18 protein-coding genes are annotated in these 23,180 nt (G+C 57.9%); 9 read left to right on the forward strand and 9 right to left on the reverse strand.

The window, feature by feature from the left end; genetic code table 11:
* Positions 1 to 155 precede the first annotated feature (155 nt).
* Positions 156 to 2,300, reverse strand: a complete 2,145-nt coding sequence (locus DYL59_RS17075) for a methyl-accepting chemotaxis protein (protein WP_135290192.1) — start codon at positions 2,298 to 2,300, stop codon at positions 156 to 158.
* Positions 2,301 to 2,549: 249 nt separating this feature from the next.
* Between DYL59_RS17075 and DYL59_RS17080 the strand changes: the two genes are divergently transcribed.
* Complete coding sequence (locus DYL59_RS17080) at positions 2,550 to 3,887, forward strand: cation:proton antiporter (RefSeq protein WP_135290193.1); 1,338 nt, start codon at positions 2,550 to 2,552, stop codon at positions 3,885 to 3,887.
* 113 nt (positions 3,888 to 4,000) lie between these two features.
* On the opposite strand, the gene DYL59_RS31890 is transcribed toward DYL59_RS17080, so the two are convergent.
* From DYL59_RS31890 to DYL59_RS17090, 3 genes are all read right to left on the reverse strand, one after another.
* The gene (locus DYL59_RS31890; protein WP_272948862.1) at positions 4,001 to 4,135 is read right to left on the reverse strand and encodes a hypothetical protein; all 135 of its coding nucleotides are present in this window, start codon (positions 4,133 to 4,135) and stop codon (positions 4,001 to 4,003) included.
* Between the two features lie 11 nt (positions 4,136 to 4,146).
* Positions 4,147 to 4,359, reverse strand: coding sequence for a hypothetical protein (locus DYL59_RS17085; protein WP_135290194.1), 213 nt, complete (start codon positions 4,357 to 4,359; stop codon positions 4,147 to 4,149).
* A 73-nt stretch (positions 4,360 to 4,432) separates the two neighbouring features.
* A complete protein-coding gene (locus DYL59_RS17090; RefSeq protein WP_135290195.1) occupies positions 4,433 to 4,978 on the reverse strand; it encodes a hypothetical protein in 546 nt (181 codons plus the stop codon).
* Positions 4,979 to 5,383: 405 nt separating this feature from the next.
* On the opposite strand from DYL59_RS17090, the gene DYL59_RS17095 reads away from it, so the two are divergent.
* The 3 genes from DYL59_RS17095 to DYL59_RS17105 all read left to right on the forward strand — a co-directional run bounded on the left by DYL59_RS17095 (position 5,384) and on the right by DYL59_RS17105 (position 8,283).
* Entirely contained in the window at positions 5,384 to 6,793 is a 1,410-nt protein-coding gene (locus DYL59_RS17095) for a circularly permuted type 2 ATP-grasp protein (protein WP_135290196.1), read from the forward strand.
* 2 nt (positions 6,794 to 6,795) lie between these two features.
* Positions 6,796 to 7,746 (forward strand): alpha-E domain-containing protein, encoded by a 951-nt coding sequence (locus DYL59_RS17100; RefSeq protein WP_135290197.1) that lies wholly within the window; start codon positions 6,796 to 6,798, stop codon positions 7,744 to 7,746.
* 108 nt (positions 7,747 to 7,854) lie between these two features.
* A complete protein-coding gene (locus DYL59_RS17105) occupies positions 7,855 to 8,283 on the forward strand; it encodes a nuclear transport factor 2 family protein (protein WP_135290198.1) in 429 nt (142 codons plus the stop codon).
* An 11-nt stretch (positions 8,284 to 8,294) separates the two neighbouring features.
* Here the strand turns inward: DYL59_RS17105 and DYL59_RS17110 are convergent, their stop codons facing one another.
* Positions 8,295 to 9,263 carry an alpha/beta fold hydrolase gene (locus tag DYL59_RS17110; protein WP_135290199.1) on the reverse strand — a complete coding sequence of 323 codons (969 nt, stop codon included), beginning with the start codon at positions 9,261 to 9,263 and terminating at the stop codon, positions 8,295 to 8,297.
* Between the two features lie 248 nt (positions 9,264 to 9,511).
* Between DYL59_RS17110 and DYL59_RS17115 the strand changes: the two genes are divergently transcribed.
* From DYL59_RS17115 to DYL59_RS17125, 3 genes are read left to right on the forward strand one after another with little or no spacing between them, the layout of a single operon-like run.
* Positions 9,512 to 10,096, forward strand: a complete 585-nt coding sequence (locus DYL59_RS17115; protein ID WP_135290200.1) for a hypothetical protein — start codon at positions 9,512 to 9,514, stop codon at positions 10,094 to 10,096.
* Positions 10,097 to 10,122: 26 nt separating this feature from the next.
* Positions 10,123 to 11,052 (forward strand): hypothetical protein, encoded by a 930-nt coding sequence (locus DYL59_RS17120; RefSeq protein WP_135290201.1) that lies wholly within the window; start codon positions 10,123 to 10,125, stop codon positions 11,050 to 11,052.
* Between the two features lie 21 nt (positions 11,053 to 11,073).
* On the forward strand, positions 11,074 to 15,105 hold the full coding sequence (locus DYL59_RS17125) for a hypothetical protein (RefSeq protein ID WP_135290202.1): 4,032 nt from the start codon (positions 11,074 to 11,076) through the stop codon (positions 15,103 to 15,105).
* 1 nt (position 15,106) lies between these two features.
* On the opposite strand, the gene DYL59_RS17130 is transcribed toward DYL59_RS17125, so the two are convergent.
* Both DYL59_RS17130 and DYL59_RS17135 read right to left on the reverse strand, forming a co-directional pair.
* Positions 15,107 to 17,362 carry an ATP-dependent DNA helicase gene (locus DYL59_RS17130; protein ID WP_135290203.1) on the reverse strand — a complete coding sequence of 752 codons (2,256 nt, stop codon included), beginning with the start codon at positions 17,360 to 17,362 and terminating at the stop codon, positions 15,107 to 15,109.
* On the reverse strand, positions 17,359 to 19,008 hold the full coding sequence (locus DYL59_RS17135; RefSeq protein ID WP_135290204.1) for a VRR-NUC domain-containing protein: 1,650 nt from the start codon (positions 19,006 to 19,008) through the stop codon (positions 17,359 to 17,361). The genes DYL59_RS17130 and DYL59_RS17135 overlap by 4 nt, the downstream gene beginning before the upstream one ends.
* A gap of 186 nt (positions 19,009 to 19,194) precedes the next feature.
* Between DYL59_RS17135 and DYL59_RS17140 the strand changes: the two genes are divergently transcribed.
* Complete coding sequence (locus tag DYL59_RS17140) at positions 19,195 to 19,419, forward strand: YgdI/YgdR family lipoprotein (RefSeq protein ID WP_135290205.1); 225 nt, start codon at positions 19,195 to 19,197, stop codon at positions 19,417 to 19,419.
* A 189-nt stretch (positions 19,420 to 19,608) separates the two neighbouring features.
* Here DYL59_RS17140 and DYL59_RS17145 read toward each other — a convergent pair whose 3' ends face one another.
* Together DYL59_RS17145 and DYL59_RS17150 are read right to left on the reverse strand one after the other, a co-directional pair.
* Positions 19,609 to 20,703: a DmpA family aminopeptidase gene (locus DYL59_RS17145; RefSeq protein ID WP_135290206.1), complete on the reverse strand. Its 1,095-nt coding sequence runs from the start codon at positions 20,701 to 20,703 to the stop codon at positions 19,609 to 19,611.
* Between the two features lie 9 nt (positions 20,704 to 20,712).
* Positions 20,713 to 22,077: an APC family permease gene (locus DYL59_RS17150; RefSeq protein WP_135290207.1), complete on the reverse strand. Its 1,365-nt coding sequence runs from the start codon at positions 22,075 to 22,077 to the stop codon at positions 20,713 to 20,715.
* Between the two features lie 203 nt (positions 22,078 to 22,280).
* Between DYL59_RS17150 and DYL59_RS17155 the strand changes: the two genes are divergently transcribed.
* Positions 22,281 to 23,066 (forward strand): helix-turn-helix transcriptional regulator, encoded by a 786-nt coding sequence (locus tag DYL59_RS17155; protein ID WP_135290208.1) that lies wholly within the window; start codon positions 22,281 to 22,283, stop codon positions 23,064 to 23,066.
* The last annotated feature ends 114 nt before the right edge of the window (positions 23,067 to 23,180 follow it).

Raw genomic sequence — 23,180 nt, forward strand, 5'->3', positions numbered from 1 at the left:
TGGGTTTTTATTTTTATTGTGAGGTCATGCCCGTGACAACCACGGGCATGCCTGAGTGCTGGCGACTCTAATGGAGACCCATTTGTTTACGCAAGCGCTTGCGTGCACCGTTTATCGATTGATTAAACGTTTCATCTTTCAAAAATGCCGACACTTCACGCAGCGTCGCTGACTTCGAACAACCCCACCAGTTTCTGCAGTTTGTTGGCATTGGCGCGTACCGTCTGCGCGCTGTTTTGCATCACACCGACCGTCACGCGCATCTGCTCGGACGAGTGGCTGACCTGTTTGATGGTCTTGCCGTAATCGAGGCTGCGTGCATTGAGCTGCTGGATGATGCTGAACATGCTTTCCACGGCCTGGTGCAGATGCACGTTTTCCGACGAGGCTTCTTCGGCCAGGCGCAGGCTGTTGTCCACATCTGTGACGCCGCTGTCCATGAAGCTCACCGCCTTCTGTGTTTCCCCCTGCAGCCCTTCGACCATCAGCCGGATATCGTCCGCCGCTTTTGACGTACGCAACGCCAGGCTGCGCACCTCATCGGCCACCACCGCAAACCCGCGGCCGTGCTCTCCCGCCCTTGCGGCTTCGATGGCGGCGTTGAGGGCCAGCAGGTTGGTCTGGTTGGTGATGGTGCTGATCAACCCGGTGATGGAACTGATCTGGCCCATGCGGCTGTCCAGCAGTTGCACGCTCTGGCTGGAGCGCAGCACCACCTCGCGGATGGACTGGGTGCCGGCCTGAACCGCCTGGAACTGTTCCCGCGCATGCCGCACCACTTCGTCCATCGCCTGCTTCATTTGCTCGGCGCTCACCGACGCTTGCTGGATTTCCCCCAGTTGCTCTTCGACGATGATCATCATGCGGTGGGTAGCGTCTGCCACTTCGATGGACATCAACCCGGCTTCCTCACTGCGCCCAAGCATCATCTGGTTGGTGCTGCCCACGCTGTGACTGGCCTTGACCACCTGGCCGACCACCGCGTCCAGGCGGTCGATGAAGCTGTTGATCCAGCGGCTCATTTCGCCGGTTTCGTCGTTGACCATGCGCTCGGTATCCAGCCGTTGACGCAGGTTGCCCTCGCCTTCGGCAATGGTGCGAATCACATCGGTCATTTCGTCCAGGCGCCTGGCCAGGCGCTTGGGCCCCAGGCGACTGAACAGCAACGCCGCCACGCCCATGCTGGCCACCTCGGCAGCATCGATCCAGGGTTGGGTCAGGCCGCTGTAGTGCTGGATCAGAAAGTTGCTGGCGAACAAACCGGCCATGGTCGCCACGTAGGGCTTCATCAAGCCATGGCTCAGGGAGCGGCGCCGGTACACCTCTTCCAGGTCGGCCTCGCACATCATGCCCCAGCGGTCTGGCGAGCCGGGCAGCTCAAAGGTCACGCCCTTGCCCACCACCGGGATGTGCCGGTAGTCGGAATAGCCTGGGTAGGTCACAAACAGGTTGGACCCCTTGCGAATGGTCTCGCGCACACCGGGGTGCAATTGCTGGGTGGCGGGGTCGATAAAGCGCAACTCCAGCTCGGTGTGCCGCTGGATCTGCACGGTTTTCCAGGGGGTGTGAACGCCGCTCTTGAGGTTCTCGCCATGGGTAAAGGCGCCATCTTCGAAACGCGAGCGCGACAAGGCAATGCCCGGCTGGATCGACGGGTCGAAACGCGACTGCACCATGAACAGGTAGTTGTCACCGGACTCGGGGTAAATGTGCCCAGCTTCGCGCTGGATCAGGTCACCGAGGATATCGTTGGGCACCCGCCCGCACAGGCACCCGACAGTGCGCCCCTCACGGATCAACGGCTGGTAGAACATGAGGGTAACTTCGTCATGAAAGCGCGATGACGAGGGCCCGATTTCCAGGGTCAGCGGGTCGATGTACGGCCCGTGCAGAAACGGCGCCTTCAAGCCTGCGGCCAGGGCCTGGGCGTTGAGGGATCGGTGCGCCAAGGTGTTCCAGGTGGACGCTTGCAACTGGCCACTGGCATCGACCACAAACAGTTCGGAAAAATCGTTGGCCTGGCGCAGCTTGTCCAGCAACGCAGCGTTGTCACTCAAGCCGTTATCGCGTACCAGCACGCCCGACAACTCACTGAGGTGCTCCCACTGCTCCCGTGCCCAGTGTTGCAGGAGCTTGACCCGCGTATCGGCAAAGGCATCAAAGGTGCGTTCCATCACCGGGTAGCGCGCCCGATTCTGGCGGCAAGACCAGCCCATGGCCAGTTTGCCGGTCTTGCCCAGCCAGGGTAACCACGACTGCTCGGAGGGCGACAACTGCATGGCGGCGCTTGATAAGCTCATGGCATTTCTCCGCAAGTGATATCCAATTGCCATGAGCCAACGCAATTACCAGGCCAGATAGCTAGCTAACTATTAACCAAGGGTTTCCACCACCTGCTCCGCCGGTGAATGCCATATGGCAGTGCATTTACAGTCACGCGCACCGCTTTGGGGCTCGCGTAACAGCGCTCCCTGGCGGCTTGAATCACATTGAACCTGCGTCCGTCGCCAGGCCTCCTACCTGTATAGACCACGGCCTGGACACAAAAGATGACATTCATTTTATGGATGGCCGTATTGGGTATGGTGTTACTCACCCTCGCCCTCACCTCTTCCTACCTGCGCTGGATGCCGGTCACCACATCTGCGGTATGCCTGCTGCTCGGGATGGGCATCGGCCCCCTGGGGGTCAACCTGCTGCACCTGGATATCCAGGGTTCGGCAGGCTGGATGGAGCACCTGACGGAAGTTGCCGTGCTGTTTTCGCTGTTTGTCAGCGGCTTGAAACTGCGCTTGCCTCTGCATCACCGTATCTGGCGTATCGCGTTCGGCTTGGCCGGCCCGGTGATGCTCCTGACTATCCTGGGCCTGTGCCTGGCCCTGCATTATGTGTTTGCGCTGCCGTGGGGCCTGTCGCTGCTGGTGGGCGCTATTCTGGCCCCCACCGACCCGGTGCTGGCAGGCCTGGTACAGGTCAACAACGCCCAGGACTATGACGCGCTGCGGTTTGGCCTGTCCGGCGAGGCGGGGCTGAACGACGGTACCGCGTTCCCCTTCGTGATCCTCGCCCTGCTGTTCATGCAACACGGCGGCTTCGACGCAAACTGGCTCAGCGGTTGGGCACTGAAAAACCTGCTCTGGGCAGTGCCGGCCGGTTTACTCATGGGTTATTGGATGGGACGGGGCATTGGCCGGGTGACGCTCTGGATGCGTATCACCTATGCCGACAGCACCCTGTCCCCCAACGATTACCTGACCTTGGCGCTGATCGCCCTCGCCTATGTAGCGGCAGAAGCCATCGGCGGTTACGGCTTCCTGTCGGTGTTTGCCGCAGGCCTTGGTTTGCGTCAGGCCGAATTCAAATCCACTGGCCATACCGAAACGCCCGCCGAGCACTTGGCATTGCCGGTGGTGGGGCATCTGGATATCGAGCCGGAAAAAGCCTTGCAGGGCGACACCACCCAACTGGCCGATACCCAGATTGCCGCAGGCGTGATGATGGGCGACATGCTGGCGTTTGGCGGGCTGGTGGAGCGTTCGATGGAGGTGTTCCTGGTGACCCTGCTGGGGGTGGTGCTGGCCAGCCACTGGGACTGGCGCGCACTGGCAGTGGCGGCGTTGTTGTTTTGTGTGATTCGCCCGTTAAGCGTGCTGGCCATGCCTTGGGGCAACCTCATGAATCGTCGTCAGCGCAGTTTGGTGGGTTGGTTTGGTATTCGTGGGATCGGCAGCGTTTACTACCTGTTTTACGCACTCAACCATGGGCTGAGCGACAGCACCGGCGCTGTGGCGGTGAACCTGACGCTGTCGGTGATAGCCCTGAGTATCCTCGCCCACGGCCTGAGTACTCAACCCATACTGGCCCATGAACATCGCCGTTCATGCTGAACCAGGTTCCACGCACCTGTAAGGGCCGCTTTCCCACATGACAATGCGCATCAACCGACGCCCACATCACTTTTGTTGAGAATAAAGCGGCCCGTTGCACTCAATGCCAACCTTCAGTCCTGGTTTTCAGTGTTGCCGACATCGGCCGCTTCATCCAGGTCATTGAGTGGCACCTCTGCATCGTCCATCAATGAGCCGGGGTCTTCGTTGCCGGGATCGTTGAGTTCGTCTTCCAGTTCTTTAGACATGATCGTTTCCTCTAACCGCCCTGGGTGTCGATATCGGCATCAGTTTCAGGCTTGGCCGTGGGCTCGGGCTTGAAGTCAGGGCTGTAGTCGTTTTCCTTGGCCTTGGGATCGGCCGCGGGCTTGGGGTCTTTCGGGGCATCCGCTGCCGTTGCGGGGGCCGGTTCGCCGCCGTCAATGGCCGGATCATTGCGATTGCTGGTTTGTGGATCGTTGTCTGTGCCCATGGGTCACCTCGTGGATGTAAACGCAGCCTGCGTATAGGTAAGGTCTCGCAGGCGGTGATGAAGTTCCAATTGCTTAAGAGGTGGGGTTATCTATCTGGATGTAGAACGCATAGGCGCCAAGCAATACCCAGAACACCATGAACAGCCACGGCGCACGCATCGAGAACAGCAGTGACTTGCGATAGCCCTTGTGCGACGACTCCATTTCGGAAAACAGCGGCGATTCGTCATAAGCCATGCCCATCACTGGCTCGCTGCGCAGCAATTCGCTCTGTTTGTAGTGCCAATGGTCAATGATCTCGTATGCCGCCCGGATACCCGGCCAGGCGTTAAGCGAGCTCAGAACCCCAAGAGACGCGAGGAACACCGGCACGATCAGGGTAAAAAACTTGCCCCACTCCGGGTTGAGGTTGCCCATACCGGACACAAAGGCGATCACCAGGAAGGACTGCGCCGTGAGGTAGGCATCGGTGCGGTTGGCCAGGATGGTGGTTTCGTACTGGATCTCGCGTCGATAGAAGTCCAAGCGGTCCTTGGGCGAGCCGAAGATCTTGGCGTTGTGTTCGCTGTGGTCCGTCAGGGCGGCTTCTGGGGTCTGCGGCGAAATGATTCTGGGCACGGAGGTGCTCCACGGATGGTCGAGTCCTGTTAGAAGAGTCGGCGTTGGGTGAAGTTCAAGTTTGTTCATGCACCGGTTCGGTGCGCATCATCTCCTGTAGCCGCGCGCTTGCTCGCGAAGAACGCACGGACGACGAGAGCCCCCTGATAGCGCTGCGTTTTTGATAAGGATTTTCGCGAGCAAGCGCGCTCCTACAAGGGAATGACAGGTTTCGGCACAGGCATTGCTTTATCCATTCATCACTGCCCGCCTACAGGAGCATTCGTTACCCCCCGACCCAGAGCCGATCCCATAAGAAAGTAAGGACCAGGCCCAGTGGCACCCTCAGCCACGGGCTCATAAAAATGCGTTTTTTTGAAACGGCAGTGCCATCCAAGCGTCCCTCGGCACTGACAAGGTACTGGAATGGCTCGATCTTTCTTCGATGAAATGAATGACGCAAACGGCGTTTGCCGTGCGCACTATCAGGATTTCTCCCGCTGGCTGGCCAACACGCCGCCGGAACTTCTGGCCCAGCGTCGCCGCGAAGCCGATTTGCTGTTCCACCGCGCCGGGATCACCTTCACCCTTTATGGCGACGAACAGGACACCGAGCGCCTGATTCCCTTCGACATCATCCCGCGCAGTATCCCCGCCAGTGAATGGAGCGTGATCGAACGCGGCTGCATCCAGCGCGTGAACGCGCTGAACATGTTTCTTGCCGACATCTACCACGACCAGCGCATCATCAAGGCCGGGATCATTCCCGCTGACCAGGTGCTGGGCAACGAGGGTTACCAGAAGGCCATGGTGGGCCTGGACCTGCACCGCGATATCTATTCCCATATCTCCGGCGTGGACCTGGTGCGCGACGGTGACGGCACCTACTACGTACTCGAAGACAACCTGCGCACCCCCAGCGGCGTGAGCTACATGCTCGAAGACCGCAAGATGATGATGCGCCTGTTCCCCGAGGTGTTCGCCAAGCAGCGCATCGCCCCGGTGGACCACTACCCCAATCTGCTGCTCAAGACCCTTAAAAGCTCCAGCCGTTTGGACAACCCCAACGTGGTGGTGCTGACCCCAGGCCGCTTCAACAGCGCATTCTTCGAGCACGCGTTCCTGGCGCGGGAAATGGGCGTGGAACTGGTGGAAGGCGCCGACCTGTTCGTACAGGACCTCAAGGTGTTCATGCGCACCACCGATGGCCCCAAGCCGGTGGATGTGATTTACCGGCGCATCGACGACGCATTCCTCGACCCCAAGGCCTTCAACCCTGAATCCATGCTGGGCGTGCCGGGTCTGGTGGCCGCGTACTGCGCGGGCAATGTGGTACTGGCCAACGCCATCGGCACCGGAGTGGCCGACGACAAGTCGATTTACCCCTATGTGCCGGAAATGATCCGCTTCTACCTGGATGAAGAGCCGGTGCTGCAAAACGTGCCGACCTTTCAGTGCCGCAAGCCCGATGAACTGTCCCATGTACTGGCGCACCTGCCGGAACTGGTGGTCAAGGAAACCCAAGGCTCTGGCGGCTACGGCATGCTGGTGGGCCCGGCCTCCAGCGCCGCCGAGATCGAGGACTTTCGCCAGCGCATCAAGGCCCGTCCCCATGCGTATATCGCCCAACCTACGTTGAGCCTGTCCACCTGCCCCACCTTTGTCGAAAACGGCATTGCCCCCCGGCATATCGATTTGCGGCCCTTTGTGCTCTCGGGCAAGGAAACCCGCCTGGTGCCTGGCGGCCTGACCCGCGTGGCCTTGAAGGAAGGCTCGTTGATCGTCAACTCGTCGCAGGGCGGCGGAACCAAGGACACCTGGGTGGTGGAGGGCTGAGTATGTTGAGTAGAACTGCCGCAGATCTGTACTGGATGTCCCGCTACCTGGAGCGCGCCGAAAACCTGGCGCGCATGCTCGAAGTCAGTTACTCGCTGTCGTTGATGCCCCAGGCCGGGCGCAGCGATGGCCTGGACGAATTGGCAATGTCGTTGCTCAGCAGCGGTACCCTGGACAGCTACCTGGAACGTCACAAGCAACTGGACGCCGAACGCATGCTGCACTTCTTCGCCCTCGACGAAGAAAACCCCGCCAGCATCTACAACTGCCTGCGCGCCGCTCGGGGCAACGCCCATGCCGTGCGTGGGCGCATCACCGCCGACATGTGGGAAAACCTCAACGCCACTTGGCTTGAAATGCGCAGCATCGCCGCCGGCGGCCTGGCGCGGCATGGCATCAGCCACTTCTGCGACTGGGTCAAGCAGCGTTCACACCTGTTCCGCGGCGCAACCTCCGGCACCATCATGCGCAATGACGCCTACCGGTTTATCCGCCTGGGCACCTTTGTCGAGCGCGCAGATAACACGCTGCGCCTGCTGGATGCGCGCTACGAGATGTTCGGCGAAGAGTCGGAAGAAGTCAGCGACTTGTCGGCACGCGGTTATTACCAGTGGAGCGCCCTGCTCCGTGCGCTGTCGTCATTCGAGGCCTATACCGAGCTTTATCCCAATGCCTTGAACGCGCGCTCGGTTTCCGAGTTGCTATTGCTGCGCAGTGATGTACCACGCTCCCTGCACGCGTGTATCGAGGAGTTGAGCCATATCCTGGCGGACCTGCCGGGCAGTTATGGCCGGGCGGCACAGCGCCTGGCCGCTGAGTTCGAGGCGCGGCTGCGGTACACGGGGATTGATGAGATTCTTGAGGATGGCTTGCATAGCCGGCTGACGGAGTTTATCGATACCGTGCGCGAACTGGCCCGGGCGATACATAGCTCCTACCTGGAAGTGGTGTGAGTGCATTACGGTCACTTCTCTGTCAATTCGGGTGATTGACCCTGCTTCACCCACCCTCTTATGTTGGGCAGGTGTAATGCCTTCCCACCATAAGAAGAGGTGCACCCGATGTCCGATTTATCCCTCGCCCCTGCCGCAGCCCTCAGCCTGCAACGCTGGCACGCGATGTTGGCGAACCGTGATCTCAAGGCTTTGCCTGAACTGCTGGCGCCCGACGCCGTATTCCGTTCCCCTATGGCCCACACGCCCTACCCTGGCGCACCCGTGGTGTCGATGATCCTCAACACGGTGATCAATGTCTTCGAAGACTTCCGCTATCACCGTGAACTGGCGACAGCCGATGGCCACAGCGTTGTGCTGGAATTCAGTGCCCGAGTCGCAGAAAAACAGCTCAAGGGCGTCGACTTGATCCGCTTCAACGAACAAGGGCAGATCATCGAGTTTGAAGTGATGATCCGCCCCTTGAGCGGGCTGCAAGCCCTGGGGGAAGAAATGGGTCGACGACTGGCACCTTACCTGGCCAAGGCCAAAGGCTGATTACTGATTATTCACACGCATCGGCTCGGCGCGGTATTTTTCGTTCTCGCCAGAAAGTCGAGCAACAGCGCGTTGACCTGCGCGCTTTGCTCGTTCTGGATCCAGTGACCGCAGTTGGCCAACACCTGTTGCTCCAGATTGGGCACCAAGCCCGGCATGCGCTTGAGGGTGTGGGCTTCAAACACCCCCACCGGGTCGCGGTCGCCGATCAGGAACAACGTGGGTTGCAGCACCTGCTTGCCGGCTAGGAACTCGGTGTGTTGCCAATTGCGTTCGAAGTTGCGGTACCAGTTCAACGGCCCGCGAAAGCCGTGTTCGGCGAAGGTCTGTACATACACATCCAGGTCCAACTGCGTACACCAATCGGGCAGTTCGCCCGGCGCCGCAACGCCTTCAAGCAAGGTTGCGCTGGCCGGTTTGTGTTGCAGGAATACATCCTGATCTTGCATGAACAGCCGTAACGTTCGCTCGATATCGGCATTCAATTCCTGCTCAGCCACACCCGGCGATTGGAAGTAGAGGATGTAGTTGAACCGTTCGGCATACAGCTCACGCATGATCTCGATCACTGGCCGCCGCGCCCTTCCGGCGAACGGCACCGACATGGTTACCAATGAGGCGACTCGCTCGGGCTCAAGCAGCGCTAAGTGCCAAGCCACTACGGCTCCCCAGTCATGCCCCACCATGGTCACCCGACGGTGGCCCAATTGGTCCATGGCGGCCTGTATGTCTGCGCAAAGCGTCAGCAGGTCGTAATCAGCCACGTTTGGCGGTGAGCTGGAACGGCCATAACCGCGCATCTCTGGGGCGAACACACGATAGCCGGCTTGGGCCAATGCGGGGATTTGCTCACGCCAGGAATGCCAGCATTCGGGGAATCCGTGCAGTAGCCAAATGGACGGGCCGGTTTCGGGGCCAGCGGTATGCACGCTAAGGGAAATGCTGTTGACCGCTAGCTGTAGGTGTTGAATCTCATCCATTGGAACTCCTGATGTTGGCTGGCGTGTTCAACATGAGGGTTTGGTTGACGGTGAACCACCTACATCGCTCTACGGAATGCCTGTTCATCAGGCGGGCAGTATCACCACCCGTACCATGACAGCTGTTTACCGTTTATCGGTACCTGTCAAGTATCACAGTATCGAGGCGTTCACATTTATCGTTTGATAACACGAACCGCACGCGTGGGTAGGCAGTCACGTGCATTAGCTTTTTCGGGAGAGCTCTCATGCCAGCTAAAAAACCTCAGGCTGCTGCCCTTGCTGTAAAAAAACAACCCAAGCCGAAAGTGCCTGCAAAAGCTAAAGCACCCGCCTCTTCAAGTAAAACCATAACGCTGAAGCAAAAGAAAAACCCCAAGTTCCTGGACCGCCTGTTCATCCCCGGAAGAACCCAGGGTATCGAGGGTTACCACGCGGGTGTTCCTAAGTGGCTGATTCAGTTTGGGCTGAACGTTACGGTCTATAGAAACTGGACCGCCAAAGTCGGCGATATCATCACGGTTGGTATTTTGATCAGCCCAACAGAATTGCGCCCATTGAAGGCCATGCAATTAAAAGAGGGCGACGAAAACAAGACAGCGTACTACTTCACCTTACCTCCAGGTGCGCTACCAGACGGCATCTGTGATTTGGTCTACACCGCGCACTATGCAGGGACCAATGATTACGACCAGTCTTATCCGCTAAAAACCGTTATCAAAACTGATGAGCCCGGCGGCGAAGACTCCGGCTTCCCCGCAACTGGCCATCCAAACCTCAAATTCGAGCTGTCGGACACCGAGGTGTCCCCCCCATTGCAACACGGGGCGTGACCGTAAGGGTCAAGGCGTACCCCAACATGCACATCCTGGATAAAATTCATTTCCGGTGGGGTGGCCTCGAAATCATCAAACAGATCAAGGGTGTAGGTCAGGAAACCGTCATTCTCGTCACACACGCCGATATTGTTGAAGCGGGTGATAGCTTTAACCTGAACGTCGATTTTTTGGTGGTTGACTTTGTGGGGAACGCCTCAAAACGTGCTTCCGCACCCCAGCAAGTACTCGTCGATCTCGACAAATCAAAAGTAGAAGCGCCCGCCATTATGACGGACGATCCTGAAGGTTATATCGACCTGGAGCGTCTCGATGGCCATAACCTGGAGCTTGAGCTCTATACACCGAGATCTATTGGCCTGGCGGGTGATATTTACGATATGACATTCAGGTCCTATCCAAGACTGGGCGGCGTCGTCGTACACCGAACCTTCAAGACAATCGAGGCACCCGGTATACCCCATTATGTGACGGTACCCTACGGTGTTGTTCGATCTGCTGTCGGGGGCAAGGCTGAAGCCAGCTTCGTATTGAGAAAGACCGCCGCACCTTACGAGGTGTTTTCGAAAAAACGATTCGCCCAGGTTGTAGGCAGCATCATTTATATAGATGCACCATTTTTCGAAGGTTATACCAATGAAGTAAACCCGATCCCTTCTTCCCTGGTCTTTGTCTGTCCTTGGTTTGAATGGCGCAATCCCACAGATGAACTCACGATTGTGATTCGTCATGAAAAACGAAACCATGAAACGCTGATTTACAGCGATACCCGCATCGTGGGTACTTCCTGGCCACACGGTTCGCCCGTCAAACGGTTGGTTTACAAACAAGACCTCGAACAATTCCGGGGATTGGAAGTCGAGATTTACTTCGTGTACCGGGCAGGCCAGGTCAAGGCGAGTTCACAAGATATCAACGAGTCGCTGCGCAACCATATCCAGTTTGGACAGTAACGCAGCTGACGGGAGAGAGCTATGTCTAACAAAACCCAAGTCACTCAACAGGACGTTCCGTCACTGGGGAGGCTGTCGATTCCTGGGCTTTTTCCCGCACACGACTGGGCGCCGGATATAGACGGTTATCTAGGGCGCGACAGCATCGACAAACCCTTGTTGGTCTATGTGTCTCTTCCCCATGACGCCCACGAAGGGCAATTGCTGGAGTTGTTCAGGGACAATACCCAACTGCCGGTTGCCCACACCTTTGTCAGAAAGGAGGACCTGCAGCGTGCGCACGTTCCCCTGGTGCTTCCCGCCTACGCCATCTACCCCAGCCTGATCGACACCTTGGTGTGTCGCATCAACCAAACTGGCGATTACAGTCAGCCAATGCGTTTGGGAGTCAACCTTGACTTCCCCGTAGGCGCAGACCCCGACCCTCTACAGTCAGGCCATCAGGGTTTATCCGTGGGGCTGCCTGCGGACATCGCAATCGACGGTATCAGCGAGCCACGGGCTCGCCAAAACGTAGTGATCCGGGTGACGCCCTATTCCGACATGGCAGCTCATGATCGGTTGTTATTGTGCTGGGGCAATCAGAAAATCCTGCGCTGGGTCGACCCCACAGAAGTGGGCAAGACCATCGACATACGGGTGCACTACACAACGATCTTGAAAGCCCGAGACAGCGAAGGCTTGTTGGTTACCCTCCAGGTGCGTGGGTATACCGGAAACCTGATGGTCCCGTCGGCGCGATGGTCGGCTGGCGCTTATGTGCACGTATACGCACAAGGCGACACGATGGAGTCGCCTGTTGTCGTCCCTATGAACGACACAACCAGGGAGATCACCCTCGCAGACGTGGCAGATCTGCCTGTGACTGCGTATGTCTTCGCCTCCCGCAACGTATTCGAAACTGCCGACAAGCTGCATTTTCATTGGGTAATGACCGATGCCCAAGGCAGGACACTTACCCACAGCGAGACACAGACTGTACACAAAGTCGGCCAGAGCTATACCTTTAATCTGGCGAACTCGCAAATCAGCAAGCTGGGCCAAGGCCACCTGACGATGAGTTACTCGCTGGAAAAACGCGACAGAATTCTATATTCCCAGTCAGCAAGCGCCACCGTAAATGGCCAGATTCACCAATGGCCAGCACCGAAGGTAATCGGAGTCAGTGAAAAGGGTTTGTTGCCCAGCACAGGGCAAGCCACCACCGTTGTGCTGCCCTGGGACGACAGTTGGCACTCGGAAACGCGCCTGACCCTGGTCTGGCAAGTACCTGAACCACATTGTGCGGTTGAATACCGTTGCAGCCGCAGCGTTGGCGAGCGCCCGGATAACAACTTAATTGAGTTTCAGGTCCCAGCCCTTGAGGTTAAACGCTTCGAAGGGCGACGGTCGCAAATGTTCTGCGTGATAGAGCAAGGACAAGGGTATCGGGACGAGTCGCGCTGCCTTCACCTGCAAGTGGGCCCGTTGCAACCGCAAATGCAAGCGCCGAGTATCGACCGGCTTAACCATGGCTACTTCCTTGACCCTGGCGACGTACCCAACGGTGTAGACGTGATCATCAAAGGAGCACCAGTGGGTTTGATCTGGCTCTACTGGAGCGGCCCCAAGTCCCACTTGGGCATTCCCTTGCTTGTACAACGCCCGCAAGATTTGACATTTCACGTGCCTGCACGGTATGTGCAAGACAACCTCAATAACACGGTGAAAGCCTATTGGACACTTACAGTCGCGGACGCACCCGTACGTTACTCTGAAGTGCAGACATTGCACATTACCCGCAAGAAGCCCAAACCACGTCCTGCCGTGCCCCGCAAACCTGGACGCCGTGACAACGAACTGCCGCCGATTGTAATCCCGAACCTGTTTGCCCCTCGCGAAGGTGATACCGAGTCAGATGGCGCCATGGGCATACGACATGCCGAGCAAGATTACGATGTCTTGTTGAAGAAGCCGGCTGTAATCCCTTTGAACAGCTATATTCGATTGTTTTGGGACAGCCCAACGCAACCGGTTAGCCACTTGATCGTTGATGAGAGAAACATCAACGTGGACTACTTTACGATCAGGGTGCCCAAAGAGCGTATACGCTCTGCGTGGGCTTACCCTTTTTGCATTATCAAACCCCCCAGCGACAATGAAACACCCACCCGCCCCTTGGCTATCTGGGTCGACCTGACACGTCCGGGTGGGCGTGACCCTAATGATGAAATACCAGGGCATCAAGGTTTGGCATTTGTTTTGCCGCGTGATATCGAGATTGATGGCGTTGACGATGATCGGGCGAAATTGAATATCGATATAGAAATACAGCCTTACCTCAACATGGGCGTCTTCGATACTTGTTTTATCGCGTGGGGATCACAGTTGGTCAGCCATGTGGTATCGGCCAGCGAGGTGGGCAATTCATTTATCATGACTGTTAGTTATCTGACTATTCAGCAGGCTGGCGACAATGACATGCTGACGGTGGCAATGCAGGTCATGAACCGTGCCGGTAGCTACCCTGATGAGTATGCGCGCTGGTCAGCCCCCAAAACGGTTCGTGTTGGGCTCGATGCCGACTTACTGGAGCCGCCGTACCTGCCGAGATTCTTAAATGACATAGTCGACTTGGATATACTGGCGGGCGCGCCGTTAGAAGTGCACATGTACATACTTCGCGCAGACGCCGAGGTCGGAGATGAACTACTCTTCATAGTACAGGGCGTTGACGCGGAAAATTTGACCATCGCCCACACAGAACTAATCAATATCGACAGGGTGCCAAAGCTGTATAGCTTTTGGATTGGCAATAAAACTATAACAGCGTTGGCCGATAGCACCGCCACACTCTCATACGAACTTTATAGTATTAACAATAAAGTTAAAAAATATTCGAGAAAGCTGACAGCCCCTATTATTGGCCGATATATACCCTGGCCAGCGTTGGACATACTAGAAGATGACGACAAAGGCTACCTCAGCCCTGACGTTTCGAAGGCAACAGCGGTTTTTTATGCACAGCCGGGCTGGACACCTGAGCATTGGCTAACGGTTAGTTGGACGGCCTCCGATTCAGATGGCACTGTCACGTTTTTTCAACAAAGACTCGTTGGTATTATCCCACCAGATGGAAAAATGGTATTTGAATTTTCCAGCCCGGACATTGTTAGTTTCAACGGTATGATAGTAAGCATCCTGTACACATTGCAGGATAGACAAGTGAACCCAGAGTTCAGAAGGAATTCGCTGCCTTTGTACCTACGGGTGGGTGAATTAAAAAAAGGGTTGGATTTTCCAATTGTGCATTTGGCCAAGGGGGATTGGTTGGGTGAAAATTTGGTTCCAGCAACGGGAGCTACGGGAGAAATACCGTTCATTGAAACCGTGAAGGGAGATACATTGATACTGGAGTTTCTGGGCGAAACGCCAGAACTGAGTGATAGTTTAACATTTAAGTTAGACGACGCCTCGGCAGGCAAAGCAGTTCCCTTTACTCTAACGAAGAATTTGATAACCGCCAATCTAAATAAGCGCGTAGCACTTACTTATAAGCTTGAACGCGAAGGACAACTCCCTCGCTTCTCTAAGACATTGTCTCTTATTATAGAAAGACGGACGCCCGTACTTTCCGACAACTTTGAAAATATCGCCACTCAGCTTGTTGGCCCAGCCGGAACAGTCGAAACGTCCAGCATGCAGATCTTAAACGTGAGTGGTGTTAGCCAATGTGGTGTTAGTGGATACCTATATACGTACGCAATGATGCGGGTGGGGCAAAGCATTTCCCTGAGTCACGAGACGCATGCAGATGACAATCCCCAAGTGGTACGCCTGACGTTTAAATTTCACTATCGATTTGTTAAATTTGCAATCACCTGGCTTCATTATCCCGCAGAAATTAAATTTTTTGATGGCGGAACTCTTCTCTATACGTATCGCGCTCAAGGATTACCCAACCACCTAAATGAATGGATCCAATATACAGCGAGCGCTGGCCACATAATCACCCATATTGACGTCACAACGACGGACCATTCGTTCCTTGACTTTTTCACCTACCGTTTATAACTCAGGAAACTTCCCACCACCCCGGCAACAACTGCCGCACCCGCGGCTCCCCAAACCGGTCATCAATCAACATGACCACCCCACGATCGTGCTGGCTGCGGATCACCCTCCCCGCCGCCTGCACGACCTTTTGAATACCGGGGTACAGGTACGTGTAGTCGTACCCCGCGCCAAAAATGGCGCCCATGCGCAGTTTCATCTGCTCATTGACGGGGTTTAGTTGCGGCAGCCCCAAGGTGGCAATGAACGCGCCGATCAAGCGACTGCCCGGCAAGTCGATCCCCTCGCCAAACGCCCCGCCCAAAACAGCAAACCCTACGCCCTGGCTGTGCTGGGTGAACTGTTCAAGAAACGCCTGCCGCTCGGCCTCGGCCATACCGCGCGATTGCTGCCACAGCGCAATGTGCGGGTATTGACCGGCGAGCAGCTGCGCCACTTGTTGCAGGTAATCGAAGCTTGAGAAAAACGCCAGGTAGTTGCCCGGCTGTTTGGCGAACTGGTCGGCGATCAACTCGACGATGGGTTCAAGTGAAGCGCTGCGGTGGGCAAAGCGCGTCGAGATTTCATCGACGATACGCACGTGCAACTGCTCGGCCTTGAATGGCGATTCCACATCGATCCACGCCGTGTCCGCTGGCAACCCCAGAAGGTCGGCGTAATAGTGCCGTGGACTTAACGTTGCGGAAAACAACACGCTGCTGCGCGCAGCGGTCAAGCGTGGGCGGATGAATTCGGCGGGCACCACGTTGCGCAGGCACAGGGTCGAGCTGCTGCGTTTTGTGCTGAACTGGCGCTTGCTGATATCGAAGATAAAGTGCTCGTTGAACAACTCGGCGACCTTGGAAAACTGCAAGGCCTCGAAGTAGAAAGCTTGCAGGTCGCCGCTGAGTGCTTCGGGGTGGTCATTGAAATAGTCGCCCATGGTGCTGGCGCACAGGCTCAGCGCTTGCAGCAGTTTTTCGGGCCTGGCGGTGTAGGCCTGGTACGGAGCGATCTGGTCCTTATGCAGCGCATTCCACTCGCGGTTCAGGCGCTGCAAGGGTTTCTTCAACGCCTCGGGCGCGGTGTCGCGCAGGGTTTTGAGGCGGTACTGGTCGAGGCTCGCGCTGTACATCGCGCGGGCACGTTCCACCAGGTTGTGGGCTTCGTCCACCAGCACCGCGACGCGCCACTGGTTGAGTTGGGCCAGGCCGAAAAGCATGGCGCCAAAGTCGAAATAATAGTTGTAGTCGGCGACCACCAGGTCGGCCCAGCGCGCCATTTCCTGGCTCAGGTAGTAGGGGCAGACGTTGTGGGCAAGCGCCACGTCCCGCAGGTTGCGCTGGTCCAAAAGGCGCACCTTGGACGCGGCGGTGCGGGCCGCGGGCAGGCGGTCGTAAAAGCCCTTGGCCAAGGGGCAGGAATCGCCATGGCAGGCTTTGTCCAGGTGTTCGCAGGCTTTGTCTCGCGCGACCAGTTCCAATACGCGCAATGACACATCCTGGTTATTGGCATACAGCACTTGGGCGGCATCCAGGGCAAGCTTGCGACCCGGAGTCTTGGCGGTGAGGAAGAAAATCTTGTCCAGTTGCTGGGGCACCAGCGCCTTGAGCAACGGGAAGATCGTGCCAATGGTTTTGCCGATGCCCGTTGGCGCCTGGGCCATCAAGCAGCGGCCGGTGCTGACGGCCTTGTACACCGACTCGGCCAGCACGCGCTGGCCGGCCCGGAACTCGGCATGGGGAAAGCCCAGATGGTGTGCGACGCTGTTGCGCGCCTGGCGGTGCTGCATCTCCTGTTCGGCCCAACCGAGAAACAGCGCACATTGCTGATTGAAGAACGGCTCAAGCTCGACAGCCTTGAAATGTTGGTTCAGCAGCGTTTCGCCTTCGCCGACGATATCGAAGTACACCAGCGCCAGGTTGATCTCGGTAAGGCCCAGCTTTTGGCACATCAGCCAGCCATACACCTTGACCTGGGCCCAGTGCAGTTGCCGGTGGTTGGCGGGCTGGGCGTCGAGGTCGCCGCGATAGGTTTTCACTTCTTCCAGGCGGTTGGTGTCCGGGTCGTAGCCGTCCGCCCTGCCTCGTACCTTGAGTTGCTGGTACTCGCCTTCCAATGCCACTTCGTTCTGATAATGCGGGCTGCGGCGCGAGGCGACGGTACGATGGCCGACGATACCCTCTTGGGCGCTGGGAGACGGCGTGAAGCGCAGGTCGAGGTCGCCGACCTTGGCCGTGAACTCACACAGCGCCCGCACGGCCACGCTGTAACTCAAGCCGACTGCTCCGCCCAGCGTACGTAACAGACGGTGACCGGCATCTGGTACTGGCCGCAGAACTCCAGCCAGCGCAGTTGGTTGTCTTGCAGGCGGTCGCCGGGGCCTTTGACTTCGATCATGCGGTAGGTCTTTTGCGCCGGCCAGAACTGGATCAAGTCCGGCATGCCGGCGCGGTTGGCACGAATATCCAGCAGCAAGCGTTCGAACCAATAGCGCAGGTGTTCGGCGGGCAGGCATTCCAAGGCCTGGTCCAGCAGTTCTTCACTGAGCAGGTTCCAGAATACAAAGGGGGATTGGATGCCCCATTTATCAGCGTAACGCTGGCGGATGGTGGCCTTGTAGCGCTCATCCTGCAATTGCTCGAAACACGCAGCGAACAACGGCGCACGGCGCTGGTGGAAATCTTCACTGTGCAGGTCCGCCGGGCCCCGTTGGAACGGGTGGAAAAACGAGCCTGGCAACGGCGCAAAGATCACCTCCCAGCACAGCAGCCCGAACAACGAATTGATCAGGCCGTTTTCCACGTAGTGCACCGGGCCTTCCGGTTCGCTCAGGTGGGCCTGTACGTAGTACTCCACCGACATCAGTGGGTCTGGCAGTGCGAGGTCCAGGTCCAGGCGCGTGACGGGACGCGGCTTGGTTTTGGGCAGCGCCGGCTCACCGAGTTTTCGCCGCAGTCGCGGCACTACACGCAGCAAGTGCTGTTGTTCGGCGGCGCTTTGCGGTGCCTGTTGTGCTGCGATCGCCAGGGCCATGGCCTGGGCGTAATCCTCCTGGCGCTCGAATACACGGATCAACCGTGAGCGCGCGCCGGGGTAGGTGCAAGTGCGGTAGATCTGCTGTGCCAGGTCCAGCTCGGCCATGCGTTCACAAGACTGCCCGATCTGGAACAACAGCTTGGCGCGGCGTTTTTCCAACCAGGGGTTATCGGTGCTGAGGCTGGCGATGTCGGCCAGCACGGCCTCCAGTGCCTCACCGGCTTCAAAGGCCTGCTGGCATTGGTGCAGGAATAAAAAGCCGTGCACGTCGTCACGGCTGCGCAAACCGCGGGACGCAGCACAGAATTCGACTTTTTCGTAGGTGTAAATACCAAGGTCTGCCAGCACGAACTCGGACCAGTCCTGATGCAAGTTGCCGAAGAACATCAGGCGCAGGCGGTCGCACAAGTCCATCACGCTGAGGCTGTACAAAGTGTCGGCCAGGTTGGGGCACCATCCGGCAAAGCTGCGGCTTTCGGTGAACTGTGTTGCCAAGCCTTCAAGCCAGTCGGCTTTGTTGCCCTTGGGTTGCGCGATCCAGGGTTTGAACGCACCCAGGATTTCGCCTTTTTGCAACAGGCCGAACAGTGTTTCAAAGGTCAATGGGCATTCGCACTGTACCCATCCCAATTCAAGTAGCGGTGCAGCGGCGGCATGGGTGCAGCCGATCTCTGAATAGTTGAGCTTGCCTGCGCGAAAATGCACGCCCTTGCGCATCACCATGCGTACCAACAGCGCCTGGGAAGCCTGGGGCAAGCTGTCGAATTGCTGAATGAAATGCTCTTCGTCGGGTTCGAGCAAATCCCCATAGCGCTGCCCCAGCCAATGCAGGACCTGGCGGAAGTTATGCAGGTAATAGAGCGGGTCGTCGAGGGGGTTGGCCATGGCAAACGGGGATCAAATACTGGTTATGCATACAGAGTGCCGTCGCCTGGCCGTTGTTGCAATCGGTAATAGATAAATGGTCCACGCAACTTTTTGTATAAAAGTGATCAGATGGGGAAGTCGTTAGCGTAAAATTTGTGGCCCGCAGCCATGACGCGGGATTTTTCAGGGTTAAAGGTAAAGGTTATGAACATGAAGAATTTGGGTCTGCCACTGGTTGCACTCACTTTTCTGGTATTGACCGGTTGCGCAACGCAAACCGTGGTAACACTCCAAAACGGCACACAATATTTGACCAAGGACCAGCCAAAAACCGAGACCGCCGACGGTTTCTACGAATTCACCGATATCGCTGGCAAGCGCGTACGGGTGAAGGCTGCCGACGTGGCCACCGTCATCAAGGAAAAGTGAGTTCTAACGGCCAGCACCCCGAAAACGTGGGAGCTGGGCCCACCGTTTTTTCGTGTCTAACGCAGTTCAAAATGTGGGAGCGGGCTTGCTCGCGAATGCAGTGGGTCAGCCGATAAATCTGCTAGCGGATAGACCGTATTCGCGAGCAAGCCCGCTCCCACATTTGAGCCTGCGCGTATCAGCCAGATATCAGCGCCATCCTGCGTTGCGTAATGCCTCCAACAACACGGTCCCCTTCAGGCCAGGCACTAGCACACCGTCATCGGTAAGCATGTCTTCGCCCGCCAGGATCGCATTGATAATGGCCTCCTCCACCGCCTCCGCCGCCGCACTGAACAGCGGGGAGATGTGGTCGTTATTGACCATCTGCACTGCACTGCAAAACGGCAAGCCCTTGCGCCCATAATCTGCCGGTGGCAAATCCTGGTTGCCGGTGGCAAACGCCAGGAACAGATCGCCGCTGGAATCCTCGGTGCCGCCGCCGGTGCGCGCAATGCCGATAGACGCACGCTGCGCCAGGCGCTTGCATTGGTGCGGCAACAACGGCGCATCGGTGGCGATGATCACCACAATGGAGCCCATACCCGGCGTACCACGCTCGGCGAACGGCGATGGAATGTCCATCAGCTCCCGACCCACGGGGTAGCCATCCACCCGCAGCTCCTGGCGCTTGCCATGGTTGGCTTGCACCAGTACACCGACAGTCCAGCCGCCCTGCTCCACCGGCAACCGCCGGGAGGCAGTGCCGATGCCGCCTTTGAACTCGTGGCAGATCATTCCGGTGCCGCCGCCCACGGCGCCCTCCTGCACCGGGCCGGCTTCGGCATTGTCCAAGGCTTGGCGCACATGCTCGGGCTTTACGTGCTGACCCCAGATGTCGTTCAGCAGGCCGTCATAGGTTTCCATCACCACCGGCATGCACCAGTACACCGACGGGTCCTCCAGGCGCTCACGCTCCAGGGCGATCAGGGTGTCACGCACAATACCGATGCTATGGGTGTTGGTGATGGCCAGCGGCGTGGTCAGCAGCCCCGCTTCGCCGATCCACTCAAGCCCGGTGGCATCGCCGTTGCCATTGAGTACGTGGTACCCGGCAAAGCACGGCTGCTGCCGCGCCTCCCCGCCGCGCGGCTGGATCACGCTGACGCCGGTGCGCACTTGCTTGCCGTTGATACGGGTCTTGAGGGTGCTGTGGCCCACCCGCACGCCCGGTACATCGGTGATGGCGTTCAACTCGCCGGGCGTGCCCAGCCCTAGCGTGATACCCATTTGACGTGCACGCATAACCACTCCTTACAATTTCTGAAAGACCGGACTCGACCGCCCGCTGATGCAATAAAAAATCACCGACACGGCCAGCAAGCCGACGATGATCATGATGTCCCGCACCGACGCCGCCGCCACCAGAGTAGCCAACAGGTAACCCGCCCCCAGCACGGCCAGCAGCGCGGGCAGCGGCCACAAAGGCATGCGATACGGATGCTCGCGGTCACGCAGCAACACCCGGCTCATCAACGCACTCAGCGCCACCACCAGGTACACCAGGATGATCAGCAACACGCTGAACGAGGTGAGGTCCGCCAGGTTGGAACTGAAGCTCAGCAGCGCCGAGGGAACCGCCAGGAACAGCGTAGCCAGCCAGGGCGAATCCCAACGCGGGTGAATACGGGTAAACAGCTTGTTGATGCTTGGCGTCCACAGTGCATCACGACCACTGCTGAACACCACGCGGCCGATCTGGATCACGATGGCCACGATGGCGTTGAACACCGACAGGAAGATCCCCGCGCTCACCAGTCGCGACAGGGTTTCATTGCCATGGCTGGTGAGCAGGTAACCGATGGGGTCGGGGCTTGCGATCATCTCGCTCAGGGACGGCGCGCCGATCAGCAGCGCGGTGATCGGCACCAGCTCGATGACCACCACCAGCCCCAGGGACCACAACACGGCCTTGTGTACGCCTTTGCCACCGCATTTCATGTCTTCGGCCAACAGCACCGCCGGGCCGTAACCGTTGTAGGAAAACAGACCGATGCCCACCGCACCGATCACCAACGCCCACGGCGCCAGCTGCAGCACGCCGTTTTCGACGATTTGCGGTTGCAACAGCACACTGGCCGGTTGCACCGGATTGCCGAAGCCCAGGTACACGATCACCAGCAGTGCGGCCACTTCGAGAACCAGGCAGGTGCCGGTGATCCACGCATTGAGTTTGATGTTGAGGATGCCCAGGCCGTAGCTGCACACCACAATCACCAGGGCGACGGTTTGTGAGTCAAATTTAGTGCCAAGGGCGTTGTTCAGGTAGGTCGCCGCGCCAGTGGCCAACACGGGCGGGATGAACAACAACATCACCAACACCGTCAGGAAAGTCGCGTAGCCGGCCATGCCGCCAAATACGCGCTTGGCGTACACATACTCACCGCCTGCGCTGTTGTGGGCGCGGCCCAGTTCGGCGTACCAAAACGCGAACATCAGGGCGAGCAAGCCGGCCATCACAAAAGCCAGGAACACGCCGCTGCCGGCCTGTTGGATGGCAAACGGCGCGATCACAAACACGGAACTGGCCGGTGTCACCGCTGATACGGTAATGGCCACTACATCGAACACGCCCAAGGTGGGTTTCAAGGCGCCATCGGGCACGGGGGAAGCACTCATATCGTTATCCTCTGTCGTTTTTCTTGGTGTGAGGCAGAAACGAAAAAATGATGTTTTTTTGCCGGGATATGTTTCCCGCTGAATGATGCCGACGTTAGCGGGCGCGTGCTTATCAGCCAATTCCCCTATTGGCGTACTCCCCTTGACGGCATCCGGTAAAAGCCGAACCCTTGGCGGATCTTTTGCTGGCGGGAGCCTGACACATGAGCCTGTTCCGGGAAGTCGGCATGCACGCAGGCCTGGGCCGCACCGTGGCGCACATCGGTACCGAGCGCTTCTGGAAACAACTGGTGCTGCTGCTTCACCAGTGCCTGGCGTTCGATAACGCGCTGGCGATCTACTACCCGCAAGAGGGCCCGCCCCAGGCCCTGGAAGAATACGATGCCCAGCCCAGCAGCAAACCGGCATCGATGCTGGTGTATCTCAACGGCTTGTACCTGCTGGACCCGTTTTTCCAGGCCTGCCGCGAAGGTTACCCAAGTGGTGTGTACCGCCTGGAAGAAGTGGCGCCGGACCATTTTCGCCAGAGTGAATACTTCCTCAACTACTTTCACGACAACGTGCTCGAAGACGAACTGCAGTTCATCCTGCAACTGCCGGGTGCGGGTACGTTATCGCTGTCTTTGGGGATACAACGCCCGTTCACCGCTGAAGAAACCGGGATGATGACCACGTTGGGCGCCTGGGTACTGCCTTTGATGCAGCAGCACTGGCAGCAATGCACCCAGCGCGCACCGGCCATGGACACCCAGATCCGGGATGCCTTGAGTCATTTTGGCTGCGGCGTGCTGTCGGACCGTGAGCTGGAAGTGGCCCGCCTGGTGCTGCGCGGGTTCTCGTCCAAGGCCATGGCCGAGCGCCTGAATATCTCGCCGGATACGGTGAAGGTGCACCGCCGGCATCTGTACGCGAAGCTGGATATCTCGTCACAGCCGGAGCTGTTTTCGTTGTTTATCCAGTCGTTGGGGCATGATTTGGAGAAGCCCTGAAACTTGGACCCGTACACAGTCCAAATGTGGGAGGGGCGGTGCGACGATTCGACTTGCTCCCGATTGCGGTGTATCAGTCAGCTGATCGGTAACTGACCCACCGCTATCGGGAGC

The organism is Pseudomonas kairouanensis (assembly GCF_004682055.1).
Lineage (GTDB): Bacteria > Pseudomonadota > Gammaproteobacteria > Pseudomonadales > Pseudomonadaceae > Aquipseudomonas > Aquipseudomonas kairouanensis.